Genomic DNA, 25,344 nt, shown 5'->3' with positions numbered 1-25,344 from the left:
GTCGACCGCCGACAGGTCCAGCCCGTCGCCGTCCAGGTCCAGCGCGATCGGATAGGCGTAGTCGTAGTTGTAGGTGACGCTCTGGGTCCAATTGATGTTGAGCTTGCGCAGGTCGATCGAGGTCCCGCCGGCCAGCACGTACTCGACCGTGTTCAGGCTCTCGTACAGCACCTCGCCGGTGTAGCCGTTCTTGACCACGGTCTTGTAGCCGCCGCCCTGGATCTTGATCCGGTCGTCGACCTGGGAAGCGGTCTTGCTAAGGTTCTCCAGGTCGCGGGCGCCGATATACAGATCTCCGCCCACCACCTCGTAGATCACGTCATCGGCGGCCACGGTCGAACCGAACACGATCGTGTCCTCGCCGCCGGCGTCGATGATCGTGTCCTTGCCGTCGCCGCGATCGTAGGCGAACTGGTCGTCGCCGCCGGAGGTGCTGATGGTGTCGTCGCCACGCCCCGCGATGATGACGTTGCCCTTGTCCTCCCACGCCGTGCCGGAGCCGGTGATGTAGTCGTTGTTGTCGTAGGCGGCGATCAGGTCGTAATAGCTGCTCGTGCCGTTGATCGTATCGACGCCGTCGCTGCCGCCACGCCCGAAGTCGATCGAGCCCAGGTCCAGCGCCCCGCCGTCCTGGCTGGCGAGGGACTTGATCTTGGTGTTGTTGCGCTGGGCGAAGTTGCCGCCGATCCGGACCTGGGAGCTGTAGCCCCGGACCCCGACGTCGAGCCAGCCGCCAGCCCCGCCGGCGGTGCCGAACCAGAGCTCCGAGAACTTGACGCTGTCGCCGAACGACAGCGTGTTCCAGCCGGTGTTGTCCTCGACGATCGTGTCGGCGCCGTCGTTGCGGTACATGATGTAGGTGTCGGCTCCGGCGCCGCCGTACAGATAGTCGGCGCCCGCGCCGCCGATGAAGGTCTCGTCGGCGTTCCCCCCACCGATGGAGTCGGCGTAGATCGTGCCGATCACGCCTTCAACGCTGGTGTAGCTGTGGGTGGAGACCGAACCGTCGACGCCGCGAACCTGGCCCGTCCCCGCGCCCAGGCTGATGGTCAGGGCGGCGACCGTGGAGGTCTGGCTCTCGTAGTGCCCGGTGCCGTAGGAAACCCAATACTCCGAGTTGTCCCACTGGTCCCGCTCCCAATAGCCGTCCTCGACCCACACCTGGTAGGTCGAAGTCCCGCTGGCGAAGCCCTCCGAATAATCGACGAAATCATTGCCTTCGCCGCCGACGAAGACGTCGTTGCCGGTGGTGGCGGTCAGCCAGTCGTCGCCGTCATAGCCGTCGAGCCAGTTGTCGCCGCCGTTGTAGCCCTTGAGTTCGTCGCCGCCTCTGGAGCCGCGCACGTTCTCGAAACTGGAGATGACATCGCCCTCGGCGTCGCCGCCCGCCGCGAAATTGATCGACAGGTCGATAGAGACCGGAGACGAGGATCCGACATAGCTCAGCCAATCGAAGCCGCCCCAGCCGTTCAGGACGTCGGCGCCCTCTCCCCCTTCGATGGTGTCGTTGCCGCCCCAGCCGTGAAGCTCGTCGTTGCCGGCGCCGCCGCTGATCGTGTTGTCCAGATCGTTGCCGCAGAACCAGTCGTTGAACGACGAGCCCTTGATGCTCTCGATGTTGATGATCACGTCGCCGTAGGAATAGAGCCCGGTCGGCGACCAGCTCCAACCGGCGGTGTTGCGCATGTCGAGATAGGCGCTGGCGGTGAAGCGCTCGTAGGAAATCGTGTCGTTGCCGTCGCCGCCGTCGTGCCAGTCCTGTTCGCCGCCGCCGTCTACATCGACGATGAAGGTGTCGTTTCCGGCGTCGCCGTTCATCTGGTCCTGGCCCGCGCCCCCGACGAGGGTGTCGTCGCCGTCGCCGCCCGACATCAGGCCGACGCCATTGCCGTCATGACCCGCCCCGCCCGACAGGTAGTCGTCGCCTGCGCCGCCGATCAGGGTGTCGCGCCCTTCCCCGCCGAGCAGAACGTCGTTCTGGTCGCCCCCGTCGATCGTGTCGTCGCCGGCTTGGCCGTCCAGCCAGTCCCAGCCGCTGCGGCCATAGAGCGTGTCGGCGTATTGACTACCGACGAGGATGTCGTCGCCGCCGGACCTCGTCACGGTGTTGACGTGCTCGATGTACTCGTAGTCCCAGCCGTTCCAGACGTATTCGTAGGTGATCTCGGTCTCGGTGTGGCTGTCGTCGAGCACCACGCCGCCGCCGTTCCAGCGGTACTCCATGTAGTCGGCGCCGGAGGTCGCGCCGCCAGCGTTGACCCAGGTGTAGCCGATCTTGTCCAGGCCGTTGATCGTCACCGACCGGCCATCGGCCGAGGCCGTGGACAGGACCGAGAACAGCCCCTCGGTCCCGCCCGCCGCCGACACGGTGAAGTCCGCGCCGTTCCATTGGAAGTTGGCGTTCTCGTAGGCGACGCCCTTGCTCTTCATGTCGAAGCTGTCGAGGAAGCCGCGCAGCCCGCCGTAGAAGTCCGAGGTCGTGAACTTGTCGAGGCCCAGCTCCATCGCCCTTTGCAGGGTGATCAGCCAGGGGTTGGCCAGCGACTGGTTCTCGAGCGCGGCGACGATCCTGTCGATGCTCGTCTGGTAGCTGTTGTAGAAACTCAGTTCGTCGGAGGTCAGCGCCCCCAGGCCCTGGGCAGCGAACTTGTCGATCAGCGCCTTGTGCGGCGGATGGTCGTAGAAGTTCTGTTCCCACTGGCTGAGGCTGGCGTAGGCCCCGGTGATGATGCCATCCACCAGGCTGCGGTTCTCGGTGTAGAAGAGGTAGTCGCTGGCGATCTTGAGATCACCCGCCAGCGACGTCAGGTCGGCGGCCGGCGACCTGGCGATGGTCCGCTTGGCGAAGATGTCGCCGCCGACGATCTTGGTGTTGCGGATCGCCGTCAGCGTTCCGTATTCGACCGCCTGGTCCGAAGAGGCGAAATTGTTCTGGACGCCGTTGATCTTCACCCAGATCTGGTTGCCGGTATGGCCGTAGACCTGGGTGGTTCCCACGCCGTTCAGGTTGGAGACATAGGCCGTGGTGTTGGTGTAGGCGACCATGTCGATCAGCGCGTTCAGCGTGTCGCGCGCCGTCGTCGCCATCGCGGTGACGAGTTCGCGATTGCCGTTGTTGGCGACCGTGATCGCGCCCAACTGGTACTGCGCATAGGGCACCTGCAGCACCGTCTCGGCGTTGGCCGACGGAATCTTCGGCTTCTTCTTGCCAAACAGGTTGCCGATCAGGGCCCCCAGGACGAAGCCGATGAAGGCGCCCACGCCCGGAATGATGGCGTTGCCGAGCATCGTGCCCGCCTTGACGCCGAAGAAGGCGGCGAAGCCTTCTGCCGCCGCCCCGATCAGTCCGATGCCCTCGAGCGCCAGATAGGTGCCCACGGCCGAGCCGATGGACGACAGCGCCACCCCGGCCTGGGTCTGGGGCGAGACGACCATGGCGCCGAGCTTGGCGCCCAGGAACGAGCCGACGGCGCTGGCCAGCAGTCCCGACAACTGAGCGGGCGGCGACTGCCCCACGGGCGGCTTGATGATGCTCTCTGTGAAGAAGCCATCGAAGATATGGGCCGGCCCCAGCGACGAATTGAACAGGTTCGACAGCGCCTTGCCGATGACGGTCGAACCGGTGGTGTTGAACAGCTCCGCGCCGAAGCCCTTCAGCCCCAACGCCTCGCCAAGCTCCATGGTGAGCAGCGAACTCACCGTGCCGATCACGGCCTGGCCCATGCGCGCGGCGACGTCGGCGCCGAACGAGGTCTTGGTGTCGAGCGCCCCGTTCATCGATTGCGAAGAGACGTTCTCGAACTTGGCGCCGCTGATCAGGCTGCCCGCCAGGCGCTCGCCGAACTCGCCCAGCAGCGAAGAATAGACGATGCCTTTGATGGCGTTGCCGCCCGCGAGGAAATTGCCGAGGGACGAGCCGATCGAGTCGCCGATGTCGCCGGCGACTTGCCTCACGTACATCGCGTCGATCGCCTGCTGATACTGCACGATCAGCCATTCGTTCTGCGCGTCGATGCTCTTGTCCGACGTGTACGAGATCTGACTGTAGAGCGCCGAGGGATTGACGGCGTTGGCCGAGGCCGCCCCGGCATAGCTTCCGTTCTGGATCGCCGCCTGCGCCGCCGCGACGAACTCGGCCACGTTCGGCACGGTGGCCCGTCCCCACACGTAGAAGGGCGCGGATTTGCCGGTGCTGCCCGCCCAGGGATTCAGCGCCAGGAAACCCTCGTTGTAGGCCCAGCGAACCAGGTGGTCGATGCTGCTCTGGGGTAGATGGTTCTGCTTTACGAGTTGGCCGATCTCGGCGCCGATCAGGTTGTTCCACCGGTCGGCGGTCATGTTGGCCGCCCAAGGCAGGGCCGAAGCGGTGTTGTTGACCTGGCCATGAAGCAGGTCCACGGCCTGATTGTGCAGAATGGCTGCTGGCGCTTCGGCCACTTCGAGCGTGTCGCCCAAAGCGGTGGCGACCGTCTTGTTGTAGATGAACGAGAGATTGGCCGCCGCGAACATGTGGGCGAGACCGTTTCTCTTCTGGTTCGCACCCAGCTTGAAGTAGGTCTCCCCGAACGTAAGGCTCAGAACGACATTATATCTGTCGCTAGAGAAGTTCTGGTTCTTGACGTAGTTCTCGGAGTGCCCCCGAAGGAGCTTCGCTGCAAACGCCGCCTTCCTGGCCGCGTCCTTCAATTTTACCGTGAGGGCCCCCACCATCAACGAATCTCCATGAAGAGAGCGCTCGCGCTCGCCAAGTTTCCGTTTTGAGCAACAACCATCTTGCCGGGGCGGCTACAGGTGCGGCCTCCGACGTCCACCGGACGACCATCCGATGACTTCACGCTGTAGATTTTCGAAATCTTGCACTTTGATATTTCCACGACGACGTTTCGTTCTTCGTTCGTGAAGTTCAGGTAGATTGGATATTTCACGGAGCCACAGAATTCCCCCGTCGACTCTCTCAATATCTCGGGAGCGTTGGAGAAAATCCGACGCTCAGGCGACAACAGGCAGATCAGGTCGGGGTCTTCGGACAACGCGCTGACCACCAGGGGCGTCCGCTCCCTGGGAACTTGCACCACCCTTTGGGCGACCTCGTCGCCGCATCCGGACAGCGCGGCCACGGCCAGCAGTCCGCAGAAGACCTTTACCGCCCTCATCGCTCCCTCCCCGCTTCGCTGACGGTCTTGGCGACCGGCGACCAGATGAAGTCGATCACCCGGCGCTTGCCGGTGACGATCTCGACCGAGGCGCTCATGCCGGCTGACAGCAGAGCGCGACGCCCCTCCACACTAAGTTGAGTGGTTGACAGTTTTACCCGCACAGGAAAAACGAGGCCGCGCTTTTCATCGACGATGGCGTCGGGGGATATCTGCACGACCTCGCCCTTCAGCGTGCCGTAGCGGGTGAAGGGGTAGGCCTCGAGCTTGACGACGGCGTGGTCGCCGGTGCGCACGAAGCCGGCGTCCTTGTTGAGGACCAGGGCCTCGACCACCAGGGCCTCGCCGTCGGGAACGATGGTGACCAGGGCCTTGCCGGTCTCGGCCACCTCGCCCAGCGTGGTCACCGACACGGCCTGGATGACGCCGCCGACGGGAGCGGTCAGGGTCTGGAGTTGGCGCTTCTGCTCGGCCTTGCGCAGGGAGTCGGCGCGGGTGGCGGCCAGCCCCTCGGCCTCGGCGCGCTCCTGGGCGGCCTGACCGACGAACTGCTCGCGCAGCTCGGCGGCGTCGCGTGACAGCGAGGCGACCTGGGCGCGGGCCTCGTCGAGGCGGCCGCGCTGGGAGATCAGGTCCTGCTCGGCGGCGACCATGGCCTGCTCCTGCTGGAGAAGCTTCTGGCGGGCGCCGTAGCCCTTGGCCTCCAGGCCCTTCTGGTCGTCGAGCTGGCGCTGCAGGATCGGCAGGGTGCGCTGCAGCTTGACGATCTCGGACTCGGCCTGGCGAGCGCTGGCCTCGGCGCCGATGCGGCGCTCGCCCAGGGAGGCGCGCTTGGCCTCGTAGGCCTGGATGCGGGCGGCCACCAGCTGGCGCTCGGCCTCGACCGCGGTCGGCTCGGAGTCGGGCGGCGCGATCACGGCCCCGCCACGGCCGGCGGCATAGCTCAGCAGGGCGTTGGCGCGGGCCAGCGTCAGGCCGGCGGTGGAAAGCTCGGTCACCGCGCTTTCGGCGTCGGCGTCGGCCACCGTGGGGTCGAGAGCGATCAGCAGCTGACCCGGCCGCACCCGCTCGCCCTCGCGCACGGCGATGGCGCGGACCACGCCGGGATCGGAGGGCTCGACGCTGCGCAGGCGCCCCGTGGGCACCAGTCGGCCTTCGGCGACGGCGACCATGTCGACCTTGGCCCAGCACGACCAGGCCAGCGCCCCGAAGGCGGCGACGACGATGGTCCAGCTGATGGCGCGGCCGATCGGCGACGGCGGGCTTTCGACGATTTCCAGCGCCGCCGGCAGGAAGGCGGTCTCGACCCGCTGGCGGGCGGCGCCGGCGCGACGGCGGCGGCTTTCCTCGCCCCAGGCCTGGGTGAAGACGCGGACGTGGGCGGCGAGACTCATGCCTCCACTCCGTGATGGCCATGCATCTGGGCGCGCCAGAGCTGGGCGTAGCGGCCGCCGGCGGCCATCAGCGTGTCATGGGTGCCGGTCTCGGTGACCTGGCCGTTCTCCATGGTGACGATGCGGCTGGCCATGCGGATGGCGCTGAGCCGGTGGGCGATGACGATCACCGTCCGGCCACGGACGATTTGGCGCATGTTGGCCTGCAGGATCGCCTCGCTCTCGGCGTCGAGGGCGCTGGTGGCCTCGTCGAGGATCAGGATGCGGGGATTGGTGATCAGGGCCCGGGCGATGGCGACGCGCTGGCGCTGGCCGCCCGAGAGGTTGGAGCCGCGCTCCTCCAGCACGGTGTCGTAGCCTTCGGGCAGTTCCAGGATGAAGTCGTGGGCGCCGGCCATGCTGGCGGCGGCCATCACAGCCTCCATCGACAGCGACGGGTCGGCCAGGGCGATGTTCTCGCGCACCGAGCGGTTGAACAGCAGGTTCTCCTGCAGCACCACGCCGACCTGCCGGCGCAGCCAGGCCGGATCGACCTGGGCCAAGTCGACGCCGTCGACCAGCACGCGGCCGCTCTCGGGCACGTAGAGGCGCTGGACCAGCTTGGTCAGGGTGGACTTGCCCGAGCCCGAGGGACCGACCACGCCGATCACCTCGCCCGGCTCGACCGCCAGGCTGACGCGACGGATGGCCTCGCGGCCGCCCGGCTTGTAGCGGAAGGTGACGTCGTCGAAGGCGATGCGCCCCTCGATGCGCGGCAAAGCCGCCCGCGACGGCGAGAACTGGGCCTCGGTGGGACTGTTGAGCACGTCGCCCAGGCGCGCGATGCCCACGCGGGCTTCCTGGAACTGCTGCCACAGGCCGGCCAGTCGCAGGACGGGCTCGGCCACCCGGCCGGCCAGCATGTTGAAGGCCACCAGTTCGCCGACGGTCATGTGGCCGGTCAGGGCCAGGCGCGCGCCGATATAGAGGATCAGGACGGTCGAGGCCTTGTTGATCAACTGGATCGCCTGGCCGCCCCAGATGTTCAGCCGCGCGGCCTTGAAGCCGGCGGCGACATAGCCGGCCAGCAGGCGCTCCCAGCGGGTCTGCATCTGCGGCTCGACGGCGGCGGCCTTGAGGGTCTGCATGCCGGCGACGCTCTCGACCAGGAAGGCCTGGCTTTCGGCGCCGCGCTGGAAGCGCTCCTCGATGCGCCGGCGCAGCGGGCCGGTGATCAGGCCCGCGGTCAGGGCGTAGAGGGCGATGGCGATCAGCACGATCAGCATCAGCCACGGCGAGTAGAACCACATCACCACGAGGAAGATGATCGTGAACAGCAGGTCGATGACCAGGGTGACCGACGACGAGGTCAGGAACTCGCGGATGGTCTCCAGTTCGCGCACCCGGGCGATGGTGTCGCCCACCCGCCGGCTCTCGAAATAGGCCATCGGCAACGCCAGCAGGTGGCGATAGAGCCGCGCGCCGAGTTCGACGTCGACCCGGCTGGTGGTGTGGGTGAACAGCGCCGCGCGCAGGCCGCCCAGCAGGGTTTCCAGCAGGATCACCGAGCCGAGGCCGATGGCCAGCACGTCCAGCGTGGTCAAACCGCGATGCACCAGCACCTTGTCGATCACCACCTGGAAGATCAGCGGCGTGGCCAGGGCGAAAAGCTGCAGGGTCAGGGAGGCGGCCAGCACCTCGCCCAGCAGGCCGCGATACTTGACCAGCGCCGGAATGAACCAGGTGACGTCGAACTTGCCGCCGCCGGGGACCTCCGAGCGCGAGGTGACGAGCACCGCCTCGCCGTCCCAGACGGCGAACAGGTCGTCCATCGACAAGGTCTTGGGCGGCTGACCGGGCCATTGCACCAGCACCTCGCCCGCGACCGCGCGCGCCACGATGAAGAAGTCGCCGGCGCGCCCCTTGGCGATCGCCGGCAGGGGCGCATCTTCCAGCCGCCGCAGCGGCAGGCGGGTCATCTTGGCCTTGGCGCCCATGCGGCGGGCGAGGCGAACCAGATCGCCCGCATCGGCCGGCGCGCCCTTGCCCAGGGCATGGCGTAGCTGCTGAGGATCAGCGCCGATCTGATGAAACCCCAGGATGAGAACGAGGCACTCCAGGCCTTCGTCCCCCTCCGCACGCGAACTGGTCACCCTACGCCCCACCACAACCAACGCGGGCAGATTACGCTTGTCACGCTAAACTTTGCAATTGAGAAACAGCATCTCAAGCGTGAAAATTATGTGTCGACAACCGGACTCTGAATCGCCGCCTATTCCGTTGTCAGCAAGGCGGATCGCCGCTCACGGGACGCACTTCCGAAATGTGTCAGACATGTCAAAAAATCAGCTGATCAAGGCGCAGGCCCGAGGCATGTGCGATCGCGCGGAGCCAAGGTTTAGAAGCGATTGACCATCATGGCGGCCACCCATGCGCCGACGCAGTCGATTGTCCGCGAGCGTATTGAAAAGCTTGCCTTTCGGCGCTGAAAAACACGCGCTTTCGGAGGATGATCGGCGCTGGTTAGGCCGGGGCGCGGGGCGTAAAAATCCGGCGCAGGCAGGTCACTCCCTCATAGCTAGAGCGCCCCGCCGAGATATCAGCGTCATCGGACGCGTCGAGCTGCAACCAAAGGAGCAGCAACCAAGGACCGGTCGGCGCGCGAGGGCCGACCGGTCCTGTCCGGCTCAGAAGCGCTTGGTGAACGACAGGGCCACTTCGCGGCCGCGGTTGTAGGCCACCTCGGCATAGCCGGAACTGGTGCTGAGCGAGGAGTTGCCCGCCACCGGGTAGATCTCCTTGGTCAGGTTGTTGACCGACAGCTGCGCCTTCCAGTCGGCGACCTTGTTTTCCAGCACCACGCCGACGTTCAGCTTGGTGATGGCGTCGAGCTGGGCGATCTCCTTGGTGTTGCCCGCGTCGAAGAACTGGCTGTCGGTGTAGACGATCTCGCCGCGCGGGATCAGGGTCAGGTCGCCCGACAGGTCGACGGTGTAGGCCACCGAGACGTTGCCCTGCCACTTGGGCGTATAGGGCAGCTGGCTGTTGGTGGTGACGGCCGTGGTGGCGCCGACGATGGTGGAGACCTCGTCGATGCTGTCGTCGAGATAGCTGAAGCCCCCTTCTATGACGAGCTTGTTGGTCGGCACGTAGGTGTACTCGACCTCCAGGCCCTTGATCGTCGCCTTGCCGGCGTTGAACAGGTAGGGCGCGGTGCCGACGCGGTAGGTGAACTGCAGATCCTCGTAGGCGGTCGAGAAGATGTCGGCGTTGATCCGCAGCTTGCCGCCGAGATCGAGCTTGGCGCCGATTTCGGTGGTCTCGGCCGTTTCCGGCTCGAACGACGGCGGCTGGCCCGAGGCGACGACGCCGTTGAAACGGCTGTTGAAGCCGCCGCCCTTGAAGCCCTGCGACCAGCTGGCATAGGTCATCAGCGCCGAGTTCCAGCGGTACTGCGCCTGGAACGAGCCTGTCGTCGCCGAGAACTTCCGCTCATAGAGCTTGTAGGGCACGTAGAGGACGGTCGGGTTCGAATAGTTGAACTGGTAGGGCCGCGAGCCCTTGGTCTCGTCGGTGTAGCGCAGACCGGCGGTGACGCTCAGAGCGTCCGTCGCCTTGAAGGTCCACTGGGTGAAGGCCGCCCAGTTCTTGTTGCGGACCTCGTTGTTGTTGCTGTCGCGGGTGCCGGTCGGGGCGGTCGGCGGCGACAGGGTGACGGTCAGGATGTCGTCCACCGCTTGGCGGAACAGGAACAGTCCCGCCACGCCGGTCAGGCGCGAGCCCGAATAGAGGGCCTGGAACTCCTGGCTGGCCTGGAAGCCCTTGCTTGAGTAGTCGGTCGCCAGGATCGGGAACGGGGTGTTGTCGGCGTCGCGGCTGCCGGCCCATTCCAGGGTGCGATAGGCGGTGATCGACTTCAGGGTCAGGGCGTCGGCCAGCTTGTATTCCAGCAGCAGCGAGGCGCCGAGGTTCTCCAGGTCGCTGTTGACCGGATGCGTGCCGTTGTTGGCGTACTTGCCGGCGTTGTAATAGTCGTTGGCGCAGCGGGCGTCCTTGACCATCGGCACGGTCGTTCCGACCGACGCCATGCCCGGGCAGCCGGCGGCGTAGCTGACCGCTCGCGGGAAGGCCGAGGTCTCGTTGATGGCGGCGAACACCAGCGGCGCGCCGTTCTCGTCGGACTTGGTGTAGTCGCCGCGCAGTTCGGCGGTGAACTTTTCGGTCGGCGTCCAGCGGACCTTGCCGGTGATCGTGAAGGTGTTGACGTCGCCCAGCTTCTTGCCGTCGTAGAGACGGGTGACGTAGCCGTCCTGCACGCGCGTGCCGTAGGTGAAGCGGGTCTTCACGGTGTCGGAGATCGGCACGTTCAGCGCCAGGATCCCTTCACGCAGGTTGTCCGTGCCAAAGCCGGCCTTGAAGCTGCCGCCGAAGTCCTCGCCCGGGGCGGCCGTGGTCAGCAGGATGGCGCCGCCGATGGTGTTGCGGCCGAACAGCGTGCCCTGCGGGCCGCGCAGCACCTGCACCCCGGCGATGTCGCGGAAGTCCATGACCCCGCCGACCGCCGAGCCCATATAGACATCGTCGATATAGAGGCCGACGCCAGGATCGACGCCGGCGGTGGCGTCGGTCTGGCCAACGCCGCGGATGAAGATCTGGGCGGCCGACGAATTGCCGGTCAGCGGCGAGACCGGGGCGAACTGCAGGCTGGGCGTGGCGTCGTCGAGGTCGGCCGTGCTGTTGATCTGGCGCCGCTCCAGCATGTCGCCGGTGAAGGCCGACACCGAGACCGGCGTGTCCTGGAGGTTTTCGGTGACGCGACGGGCGGTGACCACCACCTCCTCGATGACGAAGCCGCCCTGATCGGCCGTCGGCGCCGCCGTCTGGGCCAGAGCCCCCTGCCCCGCCCCGATGACTCCCGTGAACGCCGCCGTCGCGGCCAGGAGCATAGTCTTCCTACGCATCGCACCCCTCCTCCCTAGAGACCTTCGCCTTCGGCCTCCTCGTGGGAGACTTCTCAAGGACGGACCGAGATTTCGGCCAAGGTCAGCTAACAGCGTTCCGGGGACGCGACGGTTATAGATAAACGCGGGAACCTATAACCAAGCCCGGAGCCATCGCCCGGATCGATAGGACCCCCGCCAGGACAAGGAAAAGCCCGGCGCGAGAACGCGCCGGGCTCGAAGGTTTCGGAAGGAAAGCAGCCCGTCAGTTGCGCGAGACGGAATAGGTGATCTGGGCGTTGCGGGTGGCCAGGAAGGCCTCCAGCGTCAGCCCCTTCATGGAGGCGTAGATCTGCGGATTGGGCACGCCCAGCACCGCCCCCAGCTTCTCCAGCACGAAGAAGATGAAGCCGTAGCGGATCATGCCGCCCCAGTCGCGGCGGCGGATCAGATCGCGTTCCTCGTCGCTGAGGCCCGCCGCTTCGAACTCGGCCTCGGGATCGACCAGGAACCGGGCGCGGGCGTCGGGATCGACGAGGTTCTGTAGGAAGCGGTTGGCGCGATAGGCCTTGGCGCTGATCTCCAGGGTGAAGGGGTAAGTGCCCTCCAAGTCCTCGACGCCTTCCAGCTGGCGTGTGGTCTCGTGGCGGACCCGTTCGCGCTCGGCCTGCGAAGTGTCCTCGCCCAGGTCCTCGTAGCGGACGGTGGCGATGGCGGTCATCGACGGCAGGTAATAGGTGCGGTGGTGGCAGGCGACATTGACGGACATCGCCCCCCGCATGATCAGCCACATGATCACCTCGGCGCTCTCGAAGCCGCCCAGGCGGGCGTATTCGGCGTGCGTCATGCCGGCCAGGCGATCTGGATCGTTCTGCAGCATGTCGAGGAAGGCCTCGTCCCAGGCGGTGTTGTTGAACCCCGCCCGCTCGCCGTGCACCTGGTGCGACAGGCCGCCGGTGGCGACGATCACCACCCGCTTGTCTTCCGGCCAGGCGTCGATCGCCTTGCGCAGGGCCTTGCCGAGGTCGAGGCAGCGCTTGGCCGAGGGCGCGGGGAACTGCAGCACGCCGCATTGCAGGGGCACGATCGGGATCGGCCAGGTCTCTTCCGGCGGCGTCAGCAGGCACAGCGGCGAGAGGCAGCCATGGTCCAGCGGCTTGTGCTGGAACAGCGACAGGTCGAAGTCCTGGGCCATGACGGCGCGGGCCAGGTAGCGGGCGAACTCGGCGTGGCCCGGCACGGCCGGCAGGTCGCGCGGCCCGCCGCCCTCGTCGGCCACGGCGTACTCGCTCCCCACGCCCAGGGCGAAGGCCGAATAGTGGTCGAACGAGAACGAGGTGACGTGGTCGTTGTAGATCATCACCAGGGCGTCGGGCTTCTGCTCGGCCAGCCAGTCCTTCAACGGCTCGAAGGCCTCGAAGATCGGGGCCCAGACGGGATCCTGCGCCAGCTTGCGGTCGCGGGCGTAGCCGATGGTGGGGGTGTGGGAGACGCCGATCGCGCCGATGAGCTTGGCCATGGGTGCTCTCCTCAGGGCTTGGACGGCGCGCAGACCAAGGCGCTGGCCTCGACGCGGCAGTCCTGGTGGAAGCGCGGTGCGATGAACTGGGCGGCGTAGGCGTCGCGGACGGCGGGCTCGGCGCTCGGGGTCTTGGGCGCGAAGTTCTCCGGCGCATCGATCGAACCCGAACCCGTATAGGCCGCGACCTGCGGATAGGCGTAGACCGGCTGCACGCGCTCGGGCTTCAGGGCCGAGGCGTCGGGCATCGGCGCCTGGCGGACGTCGGCGCCGGCTGGCGGCGGACCCGACATCGCCGGCATGTCGACCTTGGCGGCCTCGACGGCGTTCGGCGCTGCGCCGCCCTCGACCCAGGCCATCAACGGGCTGACGATGTCGAATTGCGACAGGCCGTCGCCGCCGAAGCAGTGATAGAGGCCCGGGAACAGGAACAGCCGCATCGTGGCGTCGGCCTTGGCCTGGCCGAGCTCCGCCACCACGCCGTTGCGGTAGGCGATGGTGTTCAGCGGCGAGATGTGCGGGTCCGACCAGCCGTGCCAGAGGATCAGCTTGCCGCCCTTGGCCGCGAAGGCCGACAGGTCGGTGTCGGTGGCGTCGTAGAGGCGATGGGCCCAGCTCAGGCCCGCGAACTGCTCGGGCGTGAAGTTGAAGTCGGCCAGGCTGTAGTCGGCCGGCGGATTGGTCTGCGACAACACGTACTTCACCGGCTGCTCGGCCATGCCCCAGCTGCCCGGGACCTGGTCGGCCGAGCGCGGCACGAAGACGCCGGCCCAGGACAGTTCCGAGCCGACCTGCGGCTGGCCCAGAGTGAAGGCCTTGCCTGCCGCGTCGCGCGGGCCGTCATAGAGCTTGCGGGCGGTCTCGACCTCGGCGGCGGTCAGGCAGGCCTCGGCCGCCTGGCCCGGCTTGCACTGGGCCACGGCCGGGTCGAAGCGGCAGGCGCGCGGGTCGTCGATCTGGCCGTCCTTCAGCCCGTCCACCGCGTCGCACGAGGCCAGGGCCGCAGCGTGCAGGATCGGCAGGCGCGAGGCGATGAGGATCGCCTTGCCGCTGGCGTCCATGTTCGAGCGGGCCTGCCAGGCGTGGTAGAAGCTGTTCTGGACGGTGAAGACCATGGCCGGCCCGCCGGCGGCGACGCCGTCGAAGTCGCCGGGGAAGCGCTGGGCCTCCATCAGCGCCTCGCGGCCGCCGTCCGAGCAGCCCGAGAAGTAGCTGTAGCGCGGCGCCTGGCCGTAGAATTTCGCGATCAGGGCCTTGGAGGCGATCGAGGTCAGGTGCACGCCGCGATAGGCGAAGTCGATGCGGGCCTGGGGGTCCGCCCCGAACGCGCCGTCGCCCATGGACTTGCCCTCGTGGCCCATGTCGGTCGAGGCCAGGGCGATGGCGCCGTCCTTGACCGGGGTGCAGCCGTCGGCGTGCTCGGTGCGGATGCTCAGCACCCCGCACAGGCCGCCGCAGCCGACCTGCAGGTAGCGCTGGGTCCAGCCGGCCGTCGGCAGCCGCAGCTCGAAGCGGATCTTCGGGGCGATGACGCCCTGCACGGCGCAGAACGCCTTGTCGCCGGAACCGGAGAGCTTGGCGGAGGTGATCGTGGTCTTGGCGCCCACCGCGTCGCTGACATCGACCGAGGCCAGGGCGGCGCAGTCGATCACCGGCTTCACGGCGGCGAGGTTGGCCAGGGCCGGCGCCGGACGCGCGACGGCGACGCCCGCGCCGAACAGGGCCAGGAGGCCGGCCAGAACCGCCGACATGCCGAAGGAACGCAACGAAATCACCAACATCTCCGGTCTCTTCGGGTCATCTCCTCGACGCCGGTAGCAAGCCTTGCGGCCCGCCGCGCTATAACAAAATTCCAGGGGCTATAACGTTCTGGCCCGCGCCGTGGAGGTTTCGGCCACGAGCGGCGATTTTGGTTATAGCCGCCGCCCAAATTGCATAGCCGCTCCCCCGGGACCGGGTGCTAGCCAAGCCTCGGCCCGGCGCTTCTCGCGCCGGCGCCGCAGAGATTTTCGGCTTCGGAGCGCTCGCCTTGAACAAGGTCGTCACCAACCCGCCGCGGGCGTCGAAAGAAGCGGTCGAGGGCCTGGCGGCCTTCGGCGTCGCCACCATCCACGAGGCCCAGGGGCGCATCGGCCTGCTGTCGCCCAAGCTGCGGCCGATCTGGCCGGGCGCGCATGTCGCCGGCACGGCGGTGACGGTTTCCTCGCCGCCCTGCGACAACTGGATGCTGCACGTGGCCATCGAGCAGTGCCGGCCGGGCGACATCCTCGTCGTCGCCCCGACCTCGTTCAGCGACGCAGGCTATTTCGGCGACCTCCTCGCGACCTCGCTGATCGCGCGCGGCGTCCGCGCCCTGGTCATCGACGCCGGGGTGCGCGACGTGGCCGTGCTGAAGGAGATGGGCTTTCCCGTCTGGTCCAGCTCCATCTCGGCCCAGGGCACGGTCAAGGCGGTGCTGGGCGACGTCAACGTGCCGGTGGTCTGCGGCGGCGCCCTGATCCGCCCGGGCGACGTGATCGTGGCCGACGACGACGGCGTGGTCGTGGTGGCCCGTAAGGACGCCGACGCGGTGCTGGCCGCCTCGGCCAGGCGCGAGGCCGCCGAGGTCGACAAGCGCGCCCAGCTGGCGTCCGGGGTGCTGGGCCTGGATCTCTACAAGATGCGCGAAAGGCTCGCCGCCGCCGGCCTCGTCTATGTCGAGAGCGAGGACGCCTGAGCCCATGCAGACGGCCATTCCCTGCGCCGTCCTGCGCGGCGGCACCTCCAAGGGTCTCTACTTCCGCGCGGAGGACCTGCCGGCCGACGAGGCCCTGCGTGACAAGGTGCTGCTGGCGGCCATGGGCTCGCCCGACGCGCGCCAGATCGACGGCATGGGCGGCGCCGACAGCCTGACCAGCAAGGTCGCGATCGTCTCGGCTTCGTCACGGCCGGACGCCGATGTCGACTACCTGTTCCTGCAGGTCTCGGTGGCCGAGGCCAAGGTCAGCGATCGCCAGAACTGCGGCAACATCCTCGCCGGGATCGGCCCCTACGCCATCGAGCAGGGCCTGGTCACGGCACAGGACGGCCAGACGCCGGTGCGCATCTTCATGCGCAACACGCAGGGCCTGGCGACCGCCCGCATCGAGACCCCCGGCGGAAAGGTGAACTACGAGGGCGACTGCCGGATCGACGGCGTGCCCGGTTCGGCCACGCCGATCCCGATCGCCTTCGCCGACGTCGCCGGCTCGTCCTGCGGGGCCCTGCTGCCCACGGGCAACGTCATCGACGTCATCGAAGGCGTCGAGGCCACCCTGATCGACAACGGCATGCCCGTGGTGGTGGTCCGCGCCGCCGACCTCGGCGTCACCGGCGACGAGACGCCTGGCGAACTGGAAGCCTATGCCGTGCTCCGCGCCAGGGTCGAAGCCATCCGCCTGGAGGCCGGCCGGCGCATGAACCTGGGCGACATCACAGACGCCACCGTGCCCAAGATCACCCTGGTCTCGCCCCCGACGGCGGGCGGCGCCCTGTCGACCCGCAGCTTCATCCCGCACACGGTGCACAAGGCGATCGGCGTGTTCGGCGCGGTCAGCGTCGCCACGGCCGCCTGCCTGAAGGGCTCGGTCGCCGCCTCGGTCGCCAGCCTGCCGGACGCCTCGGGCGAGATCGCCGTCAGCGTCGAGCATCCCACCGGCGAGTTCACGGCCCTGCTGACCCTGTCTCCCGAGGGCGAGGTGGTCTCGGCCGCCCTGCTGCGCACCGCGCGGCTGCTGATGACCGGCCAGGTGTTCGTGCCGGCCAGCGTCTGGGACGGCCGCCGATGAACCCGCGCCTCGCCCTGATCGGCTTCGGCGAGGTCGGCCAGACCCTGCACGCGGACCTCGTCACGGCGGGGTTCGCCGACATCGTCGTCCATGACCGCCTGCTTGCCGATCCGACGTCGGGACCGTCCAAGGCGGCGACCGGCGTGCGCATGGCGGGCGACATCGCCTCGGCCTGCGCGGACCGCGACCTCGTCATCAGCGCCGTCACCGCGGGTGAGGCGATCAACGTCGCCCAGACCGCCGCGCCGCATCTGGGCGAGGCCTTCTTCCTCGACCTCAACTCCGTCGCGCCCCAGACCCGCCAGGCCCAGGCGGCGTTGATCCACCGCTATGTCGAGGCGGCCGTCATGGCCCCGATCGCGCCCAGGCGGATCAGGACCCCCATCCTGCTCGGCGGACCGCACGCGATGGCGATCCTGCCTCTGCTCGAGCGCCTGGGTTTTTCCGCCGAGGTGTTCGGCGACGCGGTCGGCGGACCGTCGGCCGTGAAGCTGTCGCGCAGCGTCTTCGTCAAGGGCCTGGAGGCGATCGTCACCGAGAGCCTGGCCAGCGCCCGCCACTACGGCGTCGAGGCCCAGGTGCTGGCTTCGCTGAGCAACACCATCCCCCACCCGGACTGGCCGGCGCTGGCCCGCTATCTTCTCACCCGCCCCCTCGTGCACGGCCAGCGCCGCAGCGAAGAGATGGCCGAGGCGGCGGTGATGCTGGAGGCGGCCGGCCTGCCCTCGCCAATGGCCCGCGCCACGGTCGAGGTCCACGCCCGCCAGGGATCGCTGGGTCTCGCCGCGCCCGCCGACCAGGCGCCCGAGCTTGGGGACTTGCTCGACGCCATCGAGCGGCGGACAAAGTCCCTCGCCAGCCAACGGGAAATCTAGTGCGACGCTACCTGCAACAGCGCCTGAAGTTCCGGCACCTGCGCGTGATCGACGCGATCGCCACGCATGACAGCATCCTGCAGGCGGCGCGGACGCTGGGCCTCAGCCAGCCGGCCCTGACCAAGAGCCTGCAGGAGATCGAGGAGATCGTCGGCGCGCGGCTGTTCGACCGCCATGCGCGCGGCGTCGATCCGACGCCCTTCGGCCTGACGGTGGCCGCCGCCGCCCGCCGGCTGCTGGCCGAGATCGGCCGGCTGGAGGACGAGCTCGACGCCCTGGAAGGCGGTGACGGCGGCCCGGTGGTGGTCGGCGCCCTGCCCGTGGCGGCGGCCGGCGTGCTGCCCGGAACCCTGGCCCGGCTGAAGATCGCCTGGCCCGACATAGAGGTGCGTGTCATCCAGGGCCGCACCGAGGAGCTGATCTCGCAGCTGTCGCGGCGGGAGCTCGATCTGGTCATCGGCCGCCTCTACACCCTGGCCGAGCCCGACGGCCTGGTGCGCACGCCGTTCTATTCCGAGCCGATCTCGGTGGTGGCCCGGGCCGATCACCCGATCTTCGATCGCCGGGATGCGACGGCGGCGGTGCTGGCCGACTATTCGCTGGTGCTGCCGACGGTCTCGCAGCGGGTGGGCCAGGAGATCGACGTGCTGCTCTCCGAAATGGGCGTGGCCCCGCACCAGCCGCTGCGCTCCAGCTCGGTCGCCATGATCCGCGAGATCCTCTACGCCACCGACGGGGTGGCGGTGATCCCGCACATGATGCTGGCGGGCGACCTGCTGCGCGGGGCGCTGCGCCTGCTGCCGCTGCCGGCCACCGGGCGTCCGCGCCCGGCCGGGCTGATCCGGCGCGGCGACACGGCCCTGCTGCGCAACACCCAGGCCTTCGTCGACGCCGCCCGCGCCTATGTCGGCGAGATCGAGAGCCGGCTGGCCGGACCGCCCGACTAGCCGGACGCGCCAACGACAAAAGAACCAGGCAGGGGCGAGGAAACAACGAGAATGCAACGACCAACGGCTCCCGCGCCATCCGAGAAGATCGGTCGCTATCGCTGGGTGATCGTCAGCCTGCTGTTCGCGGCGATGGTCATCAACTATGTGGACCGGCAGACGATCGGGCTGCTGAAGGCCGATCTCAGTCACGAGTTCGGCTGGAACGAGAAGCACTACGCCGACCTCGTCTTCTACTTCCAGCTGGCCTACGCCGTGGCTTACCTCGCCTGGGGCAAGATCATGGACAAGATCGGGGCCCGCTGGGGCTTCGGTGTGGCCTTCGCCATCTGGCAGATCGCCCATATCGCCCACGCCGCGGCCAAGGGCTTCGGCGGCTTCGTCTTCGCCCGCATGGGTCTTGGCATCGGCGAGGCCGGCGGCTTCCCCGGCGGCATCAAGGCCGTGGCCGAGTGGTTCCCCAAGAAGGAGCGCGCCTTCGCCACCGGCATCTTCAACGCCGGCACCAATATCGGCGCCATCGTCACGCCCCTGGTCGTGCCCGGCATCGTGCTGGCCTTCGGCTGGCAGATGGCCTTCATCGTCACCGGCGTGGCCGGCCTGATCTGGCTGCCGATCTGGCTGCTCGTCTATCGCCGCCCGCGCGAGCACAAGAAGCTGGGCGCGGCCGAGCTGGCCCACATCGAGCAGGATCCCGCCGACCCGGTCGAGAAGATCGGCTGGGGCAAGCTGCTGACCAAGCGCGAGACCTGGGCCTACGCCCTGGGCAAGTTCCTGATCGACCCGATCTGGTGGATGTTCCTGTTCTGGCTGCCCGACTTCCTGGGCAAGCGCTATGGCCTCGACTTGAAGACCTTCGGCCCGCCGCTGATCGCCATCTACCTGCTTTCCGACGTCGGTTCGGTGGCCGGCGGCTGGCTGTCGTCCAACCTGATGAAGCGCGGCTGGTCGATCAACCACGCCCGCAAGCTGACCATGCTGATCTGCGCCCTGCTGGCCGTGCCGGTGATGTTCGCCTCGTTCGCCAGCTCGGTCTGGGTCGCGGTGCTGATCATCGGGGTCGCCACCGCCGCCCACCAGGGCTTCTCGGCCAACCTCTACACCCTGCCCTCCGACGTCTTCCCGCGCGGCGCCGTCGGCTCGGTCGTCGGCATCGGCGGCATGCTCGGGGCCCTCGGCGGCATGGTGTTCTCCAAGTACATCGGCCAGGTCCTCGAGACGATCGGGACCTACACCCCGATCTTCATCGTCGCCGGCAGCGCCTATCTCGTCGCCCTGCTCGTCGTGCACCTGCTCGCCCCGAAGATGGAGCCGGTGAAGATCTGAGGCGCGCGCCGCCCGGCCTATAACCGGGCAGCATAGCCGTTCCGATCATCCGATACGACAGGGTCCGGCGGCGCGGGCATTTTCCGGCCACGCGGCCCCGTCTGCGCGGTAAGGAAAGTTCTCTGAGTATGAGCCTGATCATCGACTGCCACGGCCACTACACGACCGCGCCTGAGCCCCACAACGCCTGGCGCGACGAGCAGGTGAAGGCTTTCGACGCCAAGGGTCCCCCGCCCCTCTATCCCGACATTCCCGACGACCTGATCCGCGAGTCCATCGAGGGCGCGCAGCTGCGGCTGATCCGCGAGCGCGGCGCCGACATGACCATCTTCAGCCCCCGCGCCTCGACCATGGCCCACCATGTCGGCGACGAGGGCGTCAGCCGCGCCTGGTCCGAGCGCTGCAACGACCTGATCAAGCGGGTGGTGGATCTCTATCCGGAGACCTTCGCGGGCGTCTGCATGCTGCCCCAGTCGCCCGCAGCCGACCTGCAAGGTTCGATCGCCGAGCTGGAGCGGTGCGTGAACGAGCTGGGCTTCATCGGCTGCAACCTCAACCCCGATCCCGGCGGCGGCCACTTCGCCCATCCGCCGCTGACCGACCGCTACTGGTATCCCTTCTACGAGAAGATGTGCGAGCTGGACGTGCCGGCGATGATCCACGTCTCGGGCTCGTGCAACCACGCCCTGCACGCCACCGGCGCCTTCTACATCGCCGCCGACACCATCGCCTTCATGCAACTGATCGAGGGCGACCTGTTCGCCGACTTCCCGACGCTGAAGTTCATCATCCCGCACGGCGGCGGCGCGGTTCCCTATCACTGGGGCCGCTATCGGGGCCTGGCCGACATGTTGAAGAAGCCGGGCCTCGACAAGCACCTGATGGAGAACGTGTTCTTCGACACCTGCGTCTATCACCAGCCGGGCGTGAACCTGCTGGCGGAGGTGATCGACAGCAAGAACATCCTGTTCGGCTCGGAAATGGTCGGCGCGGTGCGCGGGATCGATCCGACGACGGGGTTCTATTTCGACGACACCAAGCGCTATGTCGACGCGCTCGAAATTCCCGACGCCGACCGCCACGCGATCTTCGAGGGCAACGCCCGCAGAGTGTTCCCGCGCCTGGACGCGATCCTGAAGGCGCGCGGGCTCTAGCGGACGTCCCAGCCGGCGAGCACCGCTCGCTGGCTCATGCCCTTGGCCTCGGACGCCGTCAGCGTGCGCCCGCGCCGGAACGCCGCCGCGCCGGGGCCGCCGGAACCGAACTGCGAGAAGCGCACCGCCTCCGGCTGCAGCATGGTGCGCGGATTGCCGTCCTTGCCGGTGTACCACATCTCCGTCCACCCCTCCGGCGCGACGTGATCGTCCATGCAGCAGTCGATGAAGGCTGCGGCCGCGACGTATTTCGGATCGCCGTACTGGCCGTCGGCAAACCGGCTGGACGGCCGCCAGGGCCGGCCGAGATAGACCGAGCCGCGCGCCGTGCCGGGCGCCTTGGTGAGCCTGCAGTCCTTGAAGACGAAGCCGAACGGCTGGTCGATCGGGGTGCTGGGCGCGACGACGTAGCCGTCGACCGGATCGACCGGACGCGGCAGCGAGCGGATCTCGCAATCGCGGAAGAACGCCCTGCCCGCCCCGAAGATGAAGTCGTAGCTGCCGGCGATCAGGCAGCGCTCGAACAGGCTGCGACCGGCGTCCGGGAACAGGGTGTCCTGGTAGCTGCGGATGTCGACATCGCTCAGTCGCGCGCGGTCCGAACCCTTGTCGAGCATCAGGGCCACGGCCTGCGGGCCGCCGCCGTCGTGCGAGTGCAGGCCGCCGGGCTTGGACATTTCAGCCAGGCCGTCGAAGGCGTTCTGGATGGTCAGGTTGCGGGCGGAGAAATCGGGCGCGCGCACGAACAGGGTCGGGGTGCGGAAGGTGCCCCAGCGCTTGCCGTCGGGCGCGATCAGGCCGGAGGCGGCCAGGTGGCTGATCACGCTGGCCTGGCGGTCCTCGCCGACCAGATGGACGAACGGCCTGTCGATCACGACCTGCTCGTCCCAGACGCCGCGCGTGACCAGGATGCGGAACGGCCGCTTTCCGTCCACGGGAGCGGCGGCGACAGCGGCCGACAGCCGGTCGTAGGTCGGGGCGGAGAAGCGGCGGGCGTCTTCAGGCCGCTTCAGCACGGCGTCGTAACGCGGCGCCGCAGCGGCCATGCCCGGGATCAACAACAAACCGGCCGCCACGGCCCGGCGCGAAACGATCGTCATCGAAGCCTCGAAACAAAAAGACGGGCGTCGGCCGTGAAGGATAAGCCGACGCCCAACATTCCCCTGGGAGGAGGAAGCCTAGAAAGAGTACCGGAAGCCGAAATTGTACTGCCGGCCGGTGTGGGAATAGACGTAGACGCTGTCGCGCTGGCTGTCGGTGTACTGGTCGTTGAACGCGTCGGTCAGGTTCAGGCCCTCGAAGGTGATCTTCAGGCGCTTGTTGATCGCGTACGAAGCCGAGGCGTCGACGGTGAAGGTGTCGCGCACCCCGTCGATGTCGTTGGTCGAGGTGCCGCTGGGCACCGCGGTCAGGTACTTGTCGCGATAGGCGCCGGAGACCCGGGCGCTGAACCGGTCGTCCTCGTAGTAGAGGGTGGCGTTGAAGGCGTTCTTCGACAGGCCGACCAGGTCGTTCTGCACGAAGCCGGTGGCCGAGCGCGACGAGATGTAGTCGATCTTGGAGTCGACGATCGTGACGTTGAAGATCGCCCCGGTGTGGCGCAGCGGGCCCGGCAGGAAGCTGAAGGGCTGCTGATAGCTGATCTCGATCCCCTTCAGCGGCCCGCCCTTGGTGTTGACCGGCTGGCTGAACAGGAAGGTGTCGTTGGCCGACACGCCGGCCAGGCCGTCGAGCAGGCTGACCGGGAAGCCCGACGCGGCGAAGGTCTGCGAGATCCGCTGCGTCTGGATGTAGCTGTCGATGTCCTTGTAGAACAGGCCGACCGACAGCAGGGCGTCCTTGGCGAAGTACCACTCGGCCGACAGGTCGTAGGTGGTGGCCCGGATCGGGTCGAGGTTGGGGTTGCCCGAGCTGACGCTGAACACCCCGACGACGCTGAGGCTGCCGCCCGGCGTCAGGCTGCCGAGGTTGGGACGGGTCATCACCTTGGCCGCGCCGAAGCGCAGCAGGAAGTCGGGCGTGACCTCGGCGGTCAGGTTCAGGGCCGGCAGCACGTCCTCGTAGTCGCGCTTGACGGTGGCCTGCTGGGCCGCGCCGGACACCAGCTGGTAGCCGGTCGAGCTCTGGTCGGTCTTGACGTAGCGCACGCCGACGTCGCCACGCAGGGGCCAGGCGAAGCGGTCGGTGTTGAAGTCCAGCTGCACGTAGGCGGCGGTGTCCTTCTCGGTGACGCTGCGGATGTTGCCGCGGGCGGCCGAGTTGCTGGCGCCGGACAGTTCGAACAGGCCCGTGCCGCTGTAGATGTTGAACAGCTTGGCGAAGGCGTCGAGGTCGGGGGCGGCCCAGCTGGTGGGATAGCCCGAACCGCCGAGGTTCTTGCCAAAGCCGCTGACCAGCTTGGTCAGGGTCGCCAGGGTGACGCCGGCCGGCAGGGTCGGCACCACGGACTCGTTGACCCGCGCCAGGGCCCAGGAATCGAACTCGTACTTCTTAAGGTTCACCCCGGCCTTCAGGCGGAAGGTGTCGTTGAGCTCGTAATCGCCGTCGAGCTGGGCGGTCTGGATGGTGTTGGTCACGCCCTGCGGCCGCAGGCGGATCTCCGAACGCGCCGCGCCGAAGTTGTAGGCCAGCGGGTCGGTGACATCGAAGCCGAAGTTCATCGCCGGCAGGTTGGCGTTGTTCCGATAGTCGTAGGAGAAGCCGTCGGCGTTCTCGCGGTTGAGGATCACCGTCGTCTGGATCGGGTTGTCGAAGTCAGACTTCGAGAAGCCGACTAGGCCGGTCACCTTGAACCGATCGGTGAAGTGGTGCTCGGCGGTGAAGGTGGCCTGGGTGTACTTGGTGTCGAGCTTGTCGAAGCGGGTCTCGCTCTCGACGTCGACGTCGTCGAACAGGCCGTAGACCATGTCGCCCTTGGCGTTGACCACGCCGTCGCGGACGATGATCTCGGGCCGGCCGCCCTGGGCGGCGTTGCGGGCGAAGGACAGGGCTTCCAGCCAGTTCTCGGTGCGGGTGGCCTTGAAGTCCGAATAGAGGAAGTCGGCCGAGATCAGGGTCTTCTCGTCGGGCCGGAACTGCAGTGAGCTGGTGATCCCCAGGCGCTTCTGGTCATGGGTCAGGCGGCCGTAGCGCGGGAAGCGCGGGGTGAAGACGCTGGCCGAGCTGGCCTGGGTGAAGGTCGAGGCCGGGCTGAAGCCGCCCACCTCCGTGCCGTTCAGCCAGCCGCCAGAGCCGTGGCCCTCTTCCAGCAGGTGGCGCTCGGTGTAGGCCACCGAGACGAGCGCGCCGAGCTTGCCGTCGAACCAGGTGTTGGAGGCCAGGGCCGCGAAGCGCGGGTCCCAGCTTTCGGAGAGGTCGTTGTAGCCCTGCTGGGCCGAGACCACGAAGGTCGCGCCCTTGTAGTCGAACGGCCGGCCGGTCTGCAGGTCGACCGTGGCGCCCAGCGAACCTTCCTCGGTGGAGGCAGAGGCGGTCTTGCGCACGGTGATGCTGTTGAAGAGCTCCGAGGCGAAGACGTTGAAGTCGAACGAGCGGTTGCGGTTGGCGCCGCCCGAGCTGTCGGTGCCGCTGGCCGTGCTCTGGCCCTCGACGCCGTTGATGCGGACGCGGGTGAACTGCGGGCCCAGGCCCCGGACGGTGATCTGGCGGCCCTCGCCGGCGTCGCGGGCGATCGAGACGCCGGGCACGCGCTGGATGGACTCGGCGAGGTTAGCGTCCGGGAAGTCGGCGATGTCCTCGGCCTTGATGACGTCCACGACGCCGCTGGCGCGCTTCTTGACGTTCAGGGCGCTGCCCAGGCTGGCGCGGAAGCCGGTGACGACCACCTCCTCGACGGCGGCGGGCTCCTCGATCGTGTCGCCGACCGGCTCGGACTGCTGCGGGATGGCGACCGGGGCGGTCGAGGCCAGTTGCACCGAGGCCTTCTGGCCCAGCACCGCTGTGCGGCCGTCGTTGGACACCACGGTCAGGTTGGCCCCGTCGAGCAGGCGCGAAAGGCCTTCGGAGACGGTGTAGGTCCCGCGCACGGCGTTGACCCGCTTGCCCTGGACGGCCGCCTGCGGCGCCAGGATCTGCAGGTCGGCCTGCTTGCCGAACTGCGGAATGCCCGTGGCCGCGGCCTGGGCGGGAATATCGAATTTACGAGCCTGCGCCTGGGCTTGCGTGCCCACCAGCACCGCCGCGGCGCCAGCCGCCAGCATCAAGGCCGACTTGCCGTAGACATATCGCGGACAACCCATTCCGCGCCCTCCC

The 25,344-nt window shown here is 68.0% G+C and carries 15 protein-coding genes; 6 read left to right on the top strand and 9 right to left on the bottom strand.

Annotated features, from left to right (window positions below):
• The 7 genes from AC07NG_RS13280 to AC07NG_RS13250 all read right to left on the bottom strand — a co-directional run.
• The coding region (locus tag AC07NG_RS13280) for a calcium-binding protein (RefSeq protein WP_494594463.1) at positions 1-4,509 on the bottom strand (4,509 nt) is incomplete at its 3' end.
• Positions 4,510-4,709: 200 nt separating this feature from the next.
• Positions 4,710-5,153 carry a hypothetical protein gene (locus AC07NG_RS13275; protein WP_494594462.1) on the bottom strand — a complete coding sequence of 148 codons (444 nt, stop codon included), beginning with the start codon at positions 5,151-5,153 and terminating at the stop codon, positions 4,710-4,712.
• Entirely contained in the window at positions 5,150-6,547 is a 1,398-nt protein-coding gene (locus AC07NG_RS13270) for an HlyD family type I secretion periplasmic adaptor subunit (protein ID WP_494594461.1), read from the bottom strand. The genes AC07NG_RS13275 and AC07NG_RS13270 overlap by 4 nt, the downstream gene beginning before the upstream one ends.
• Positions 6,544-8,679, bottom strand: coding sequence for a type I secretion system permease/ATPase (locus AC07NG_RS13265; RefSeq protein ID WP_494594460.1), 2,136 nt, complete (start codon positions 8,677-8,679; stop codon positions 6,544-6,546). The genes AC07NG_RS13270 and AC07NG_RS13265 overlap by 4 nt, the downstream gene beginning before the upstream one ends.
• Positions 8,680-9,213: 534 nt before the next feature.
• On the bottom strand, positions 9,214-11,487 hold the full coding sequence (locus AC07NG_RS13260) for a TonB-dependent receptor (protein WP_494594459.1): 2,274 nt from the start codon (positions 11,485-11,487) through the stop codon (positions 9,214-9,216).
• A 244-nt stretch (positions 11,488-11,731) separates the two neighbouring features.
• Positions 11,732-12,985 carry a gallate dioxygenase gene (locus tag AC07NG_RS13255; RefSeq protein ID WP_494594458.1) on the bottom strand — a complete coding sequence of 418 codons (1,254 nt, stop codon included), beginning with the start codon at positions 12,983-12,985 and terminating at the stop codon, positions 11,732-11,734.
• Positions 12,986-12,996: 11 nt separating this feature from the next.
• Positions 12,997-14,760 carry a tannase/feruloyl esterase family alpha/beta hydrolase gene (locus tag AC07NG_RS13250; RefSeq protein WP_494594457.1) on the bottom strand — a complete coding sequence of 588 codons (1,764 nt, stop codon included), beginning with the start codon at positions 14,758-14,760 and terminating at the stop codon, positions 12,997-12,999.
• 254 nt (positions 14,761-15,014) lie between these two features.
• Here AC07NG_RS13250 and AC07NG_RS13245 point away from each other — a divergent pair, with 254 nt between their 5' ends.
• The 6 genes from AC07NG_RS13245 (at position 15,015) to AC07NG_RS13220 (ending at position 21,093) form a co-directional block, all read left to right on the top strand.
• A complete protein-coding gene (locus AC07NG_RS13245; RefSeq protein WP_494594456.1) occupies positions 15,015-15,701 on the top strand; it encodes a 4-carboxy-4-hydroxy-2-oxoadipate aldolase/oxaloacetate decarboxylase in 687 nt (228 codons plus the stop codon).
• A gap of 4 nt (positions 15,702-15,705) precedes the next feature.
• Positions 15,706-16,791: a 4-oxalomesaconate tautomerase gene (locus AC07NG_RS13240; protein WP_494594455.1), complete on the top strand. Its 1,086-nt coding sequence runs from the start codon at positions 15,706-15,708 to the stop codon at positions 16,789-16,791.
• Entirely contained in the window at positions 16,788-17,666 is an 879-nt protein-coding gene (locus AC07NG_RS13235) for a DUF1932 domain-containing protein (RefSeq protein ID WP_494594454.1), read from the top strand. Before AC07NG_RS13240 ends, AC07NG_RS13235 begins: the two co-directional genes overlap by 4 nt.
• Positions 17,666-18,613, top strand: coding sequence for a LysR substrate-binding domain-containing protein (locus AC07NG_RS13230; protein WP_494594453.1), 948 nt, complete (start codon positions 17,666-17,668; stop codon positions 18,611-18,613). Before AC07NG_RS13235 ends, AC07NG_RS13230 begins: the two co-directional genes overlap by 1 nt.
• A gap of 51 nt (positions 18,614-18,664) precedes the next feature.
• Positions 18,665-19,939 carry an MFS transporter gene (locus AC07NG_RS13225; protein WP_492854505.1) on the top strand — a complete coding sequence of 425 codons (1,275 nt, stop codon included), beginning with the start codon at positions 18,665-18,667 and terminating at the stop codon, positions 19,937-19,939.
• 128 nt (positions 19,940-20,067) lie between these two features.
• On the top strand, positions 20,068-21,093 hold the full coding sequence (locus AC07NG_RS13220) for an amidohydrolase family protein (protein WP_494594452.1): 1,026 nt from the start codon (positions 20,068-20,070) through the stop codon (positions 21,091-21,093).
• Here the strand turns inward: AC07NG_RS13220 and AC07NG_RS13215 are convergent.
• Complete coding sequence (locus AC07NG_RS13215) at positions 21,090-22,193, bottom strand: pectinesterase family protein (RefSeq protein ID WP_494594451.1); 1,104 nt, start codon at positions 22,191-22,193, stop codon at positions 21,090-21,092. The genes AC07NG_RS13220 and AC07NG_RS13215 overlap by 4 nt on opposite strands.
• Before the next feature lie 78 nt (positions 22,194-22,271).
• A complete protein-coding gene (locus tag AC07NG_RS13210) occupies positions 22,272-25,331 on the bottom strand; it encodes a TonB-dependent receptor (RefSeq protein ID WP_494594450.1) in 3,060 nt (1,019 codons plus the stop codon).
• Between the last annotated feature and the right edge of the window lie 13 nt (positions 25,332-25,344).

The organism is Caulobacter sp. GW821-FHT10C03 (assembly GCF_059415485.1).
Note: the sequence above shows the minus strand (reverse complement) of the source record. Positions and strands in the feature narration are given on the sequence as shown.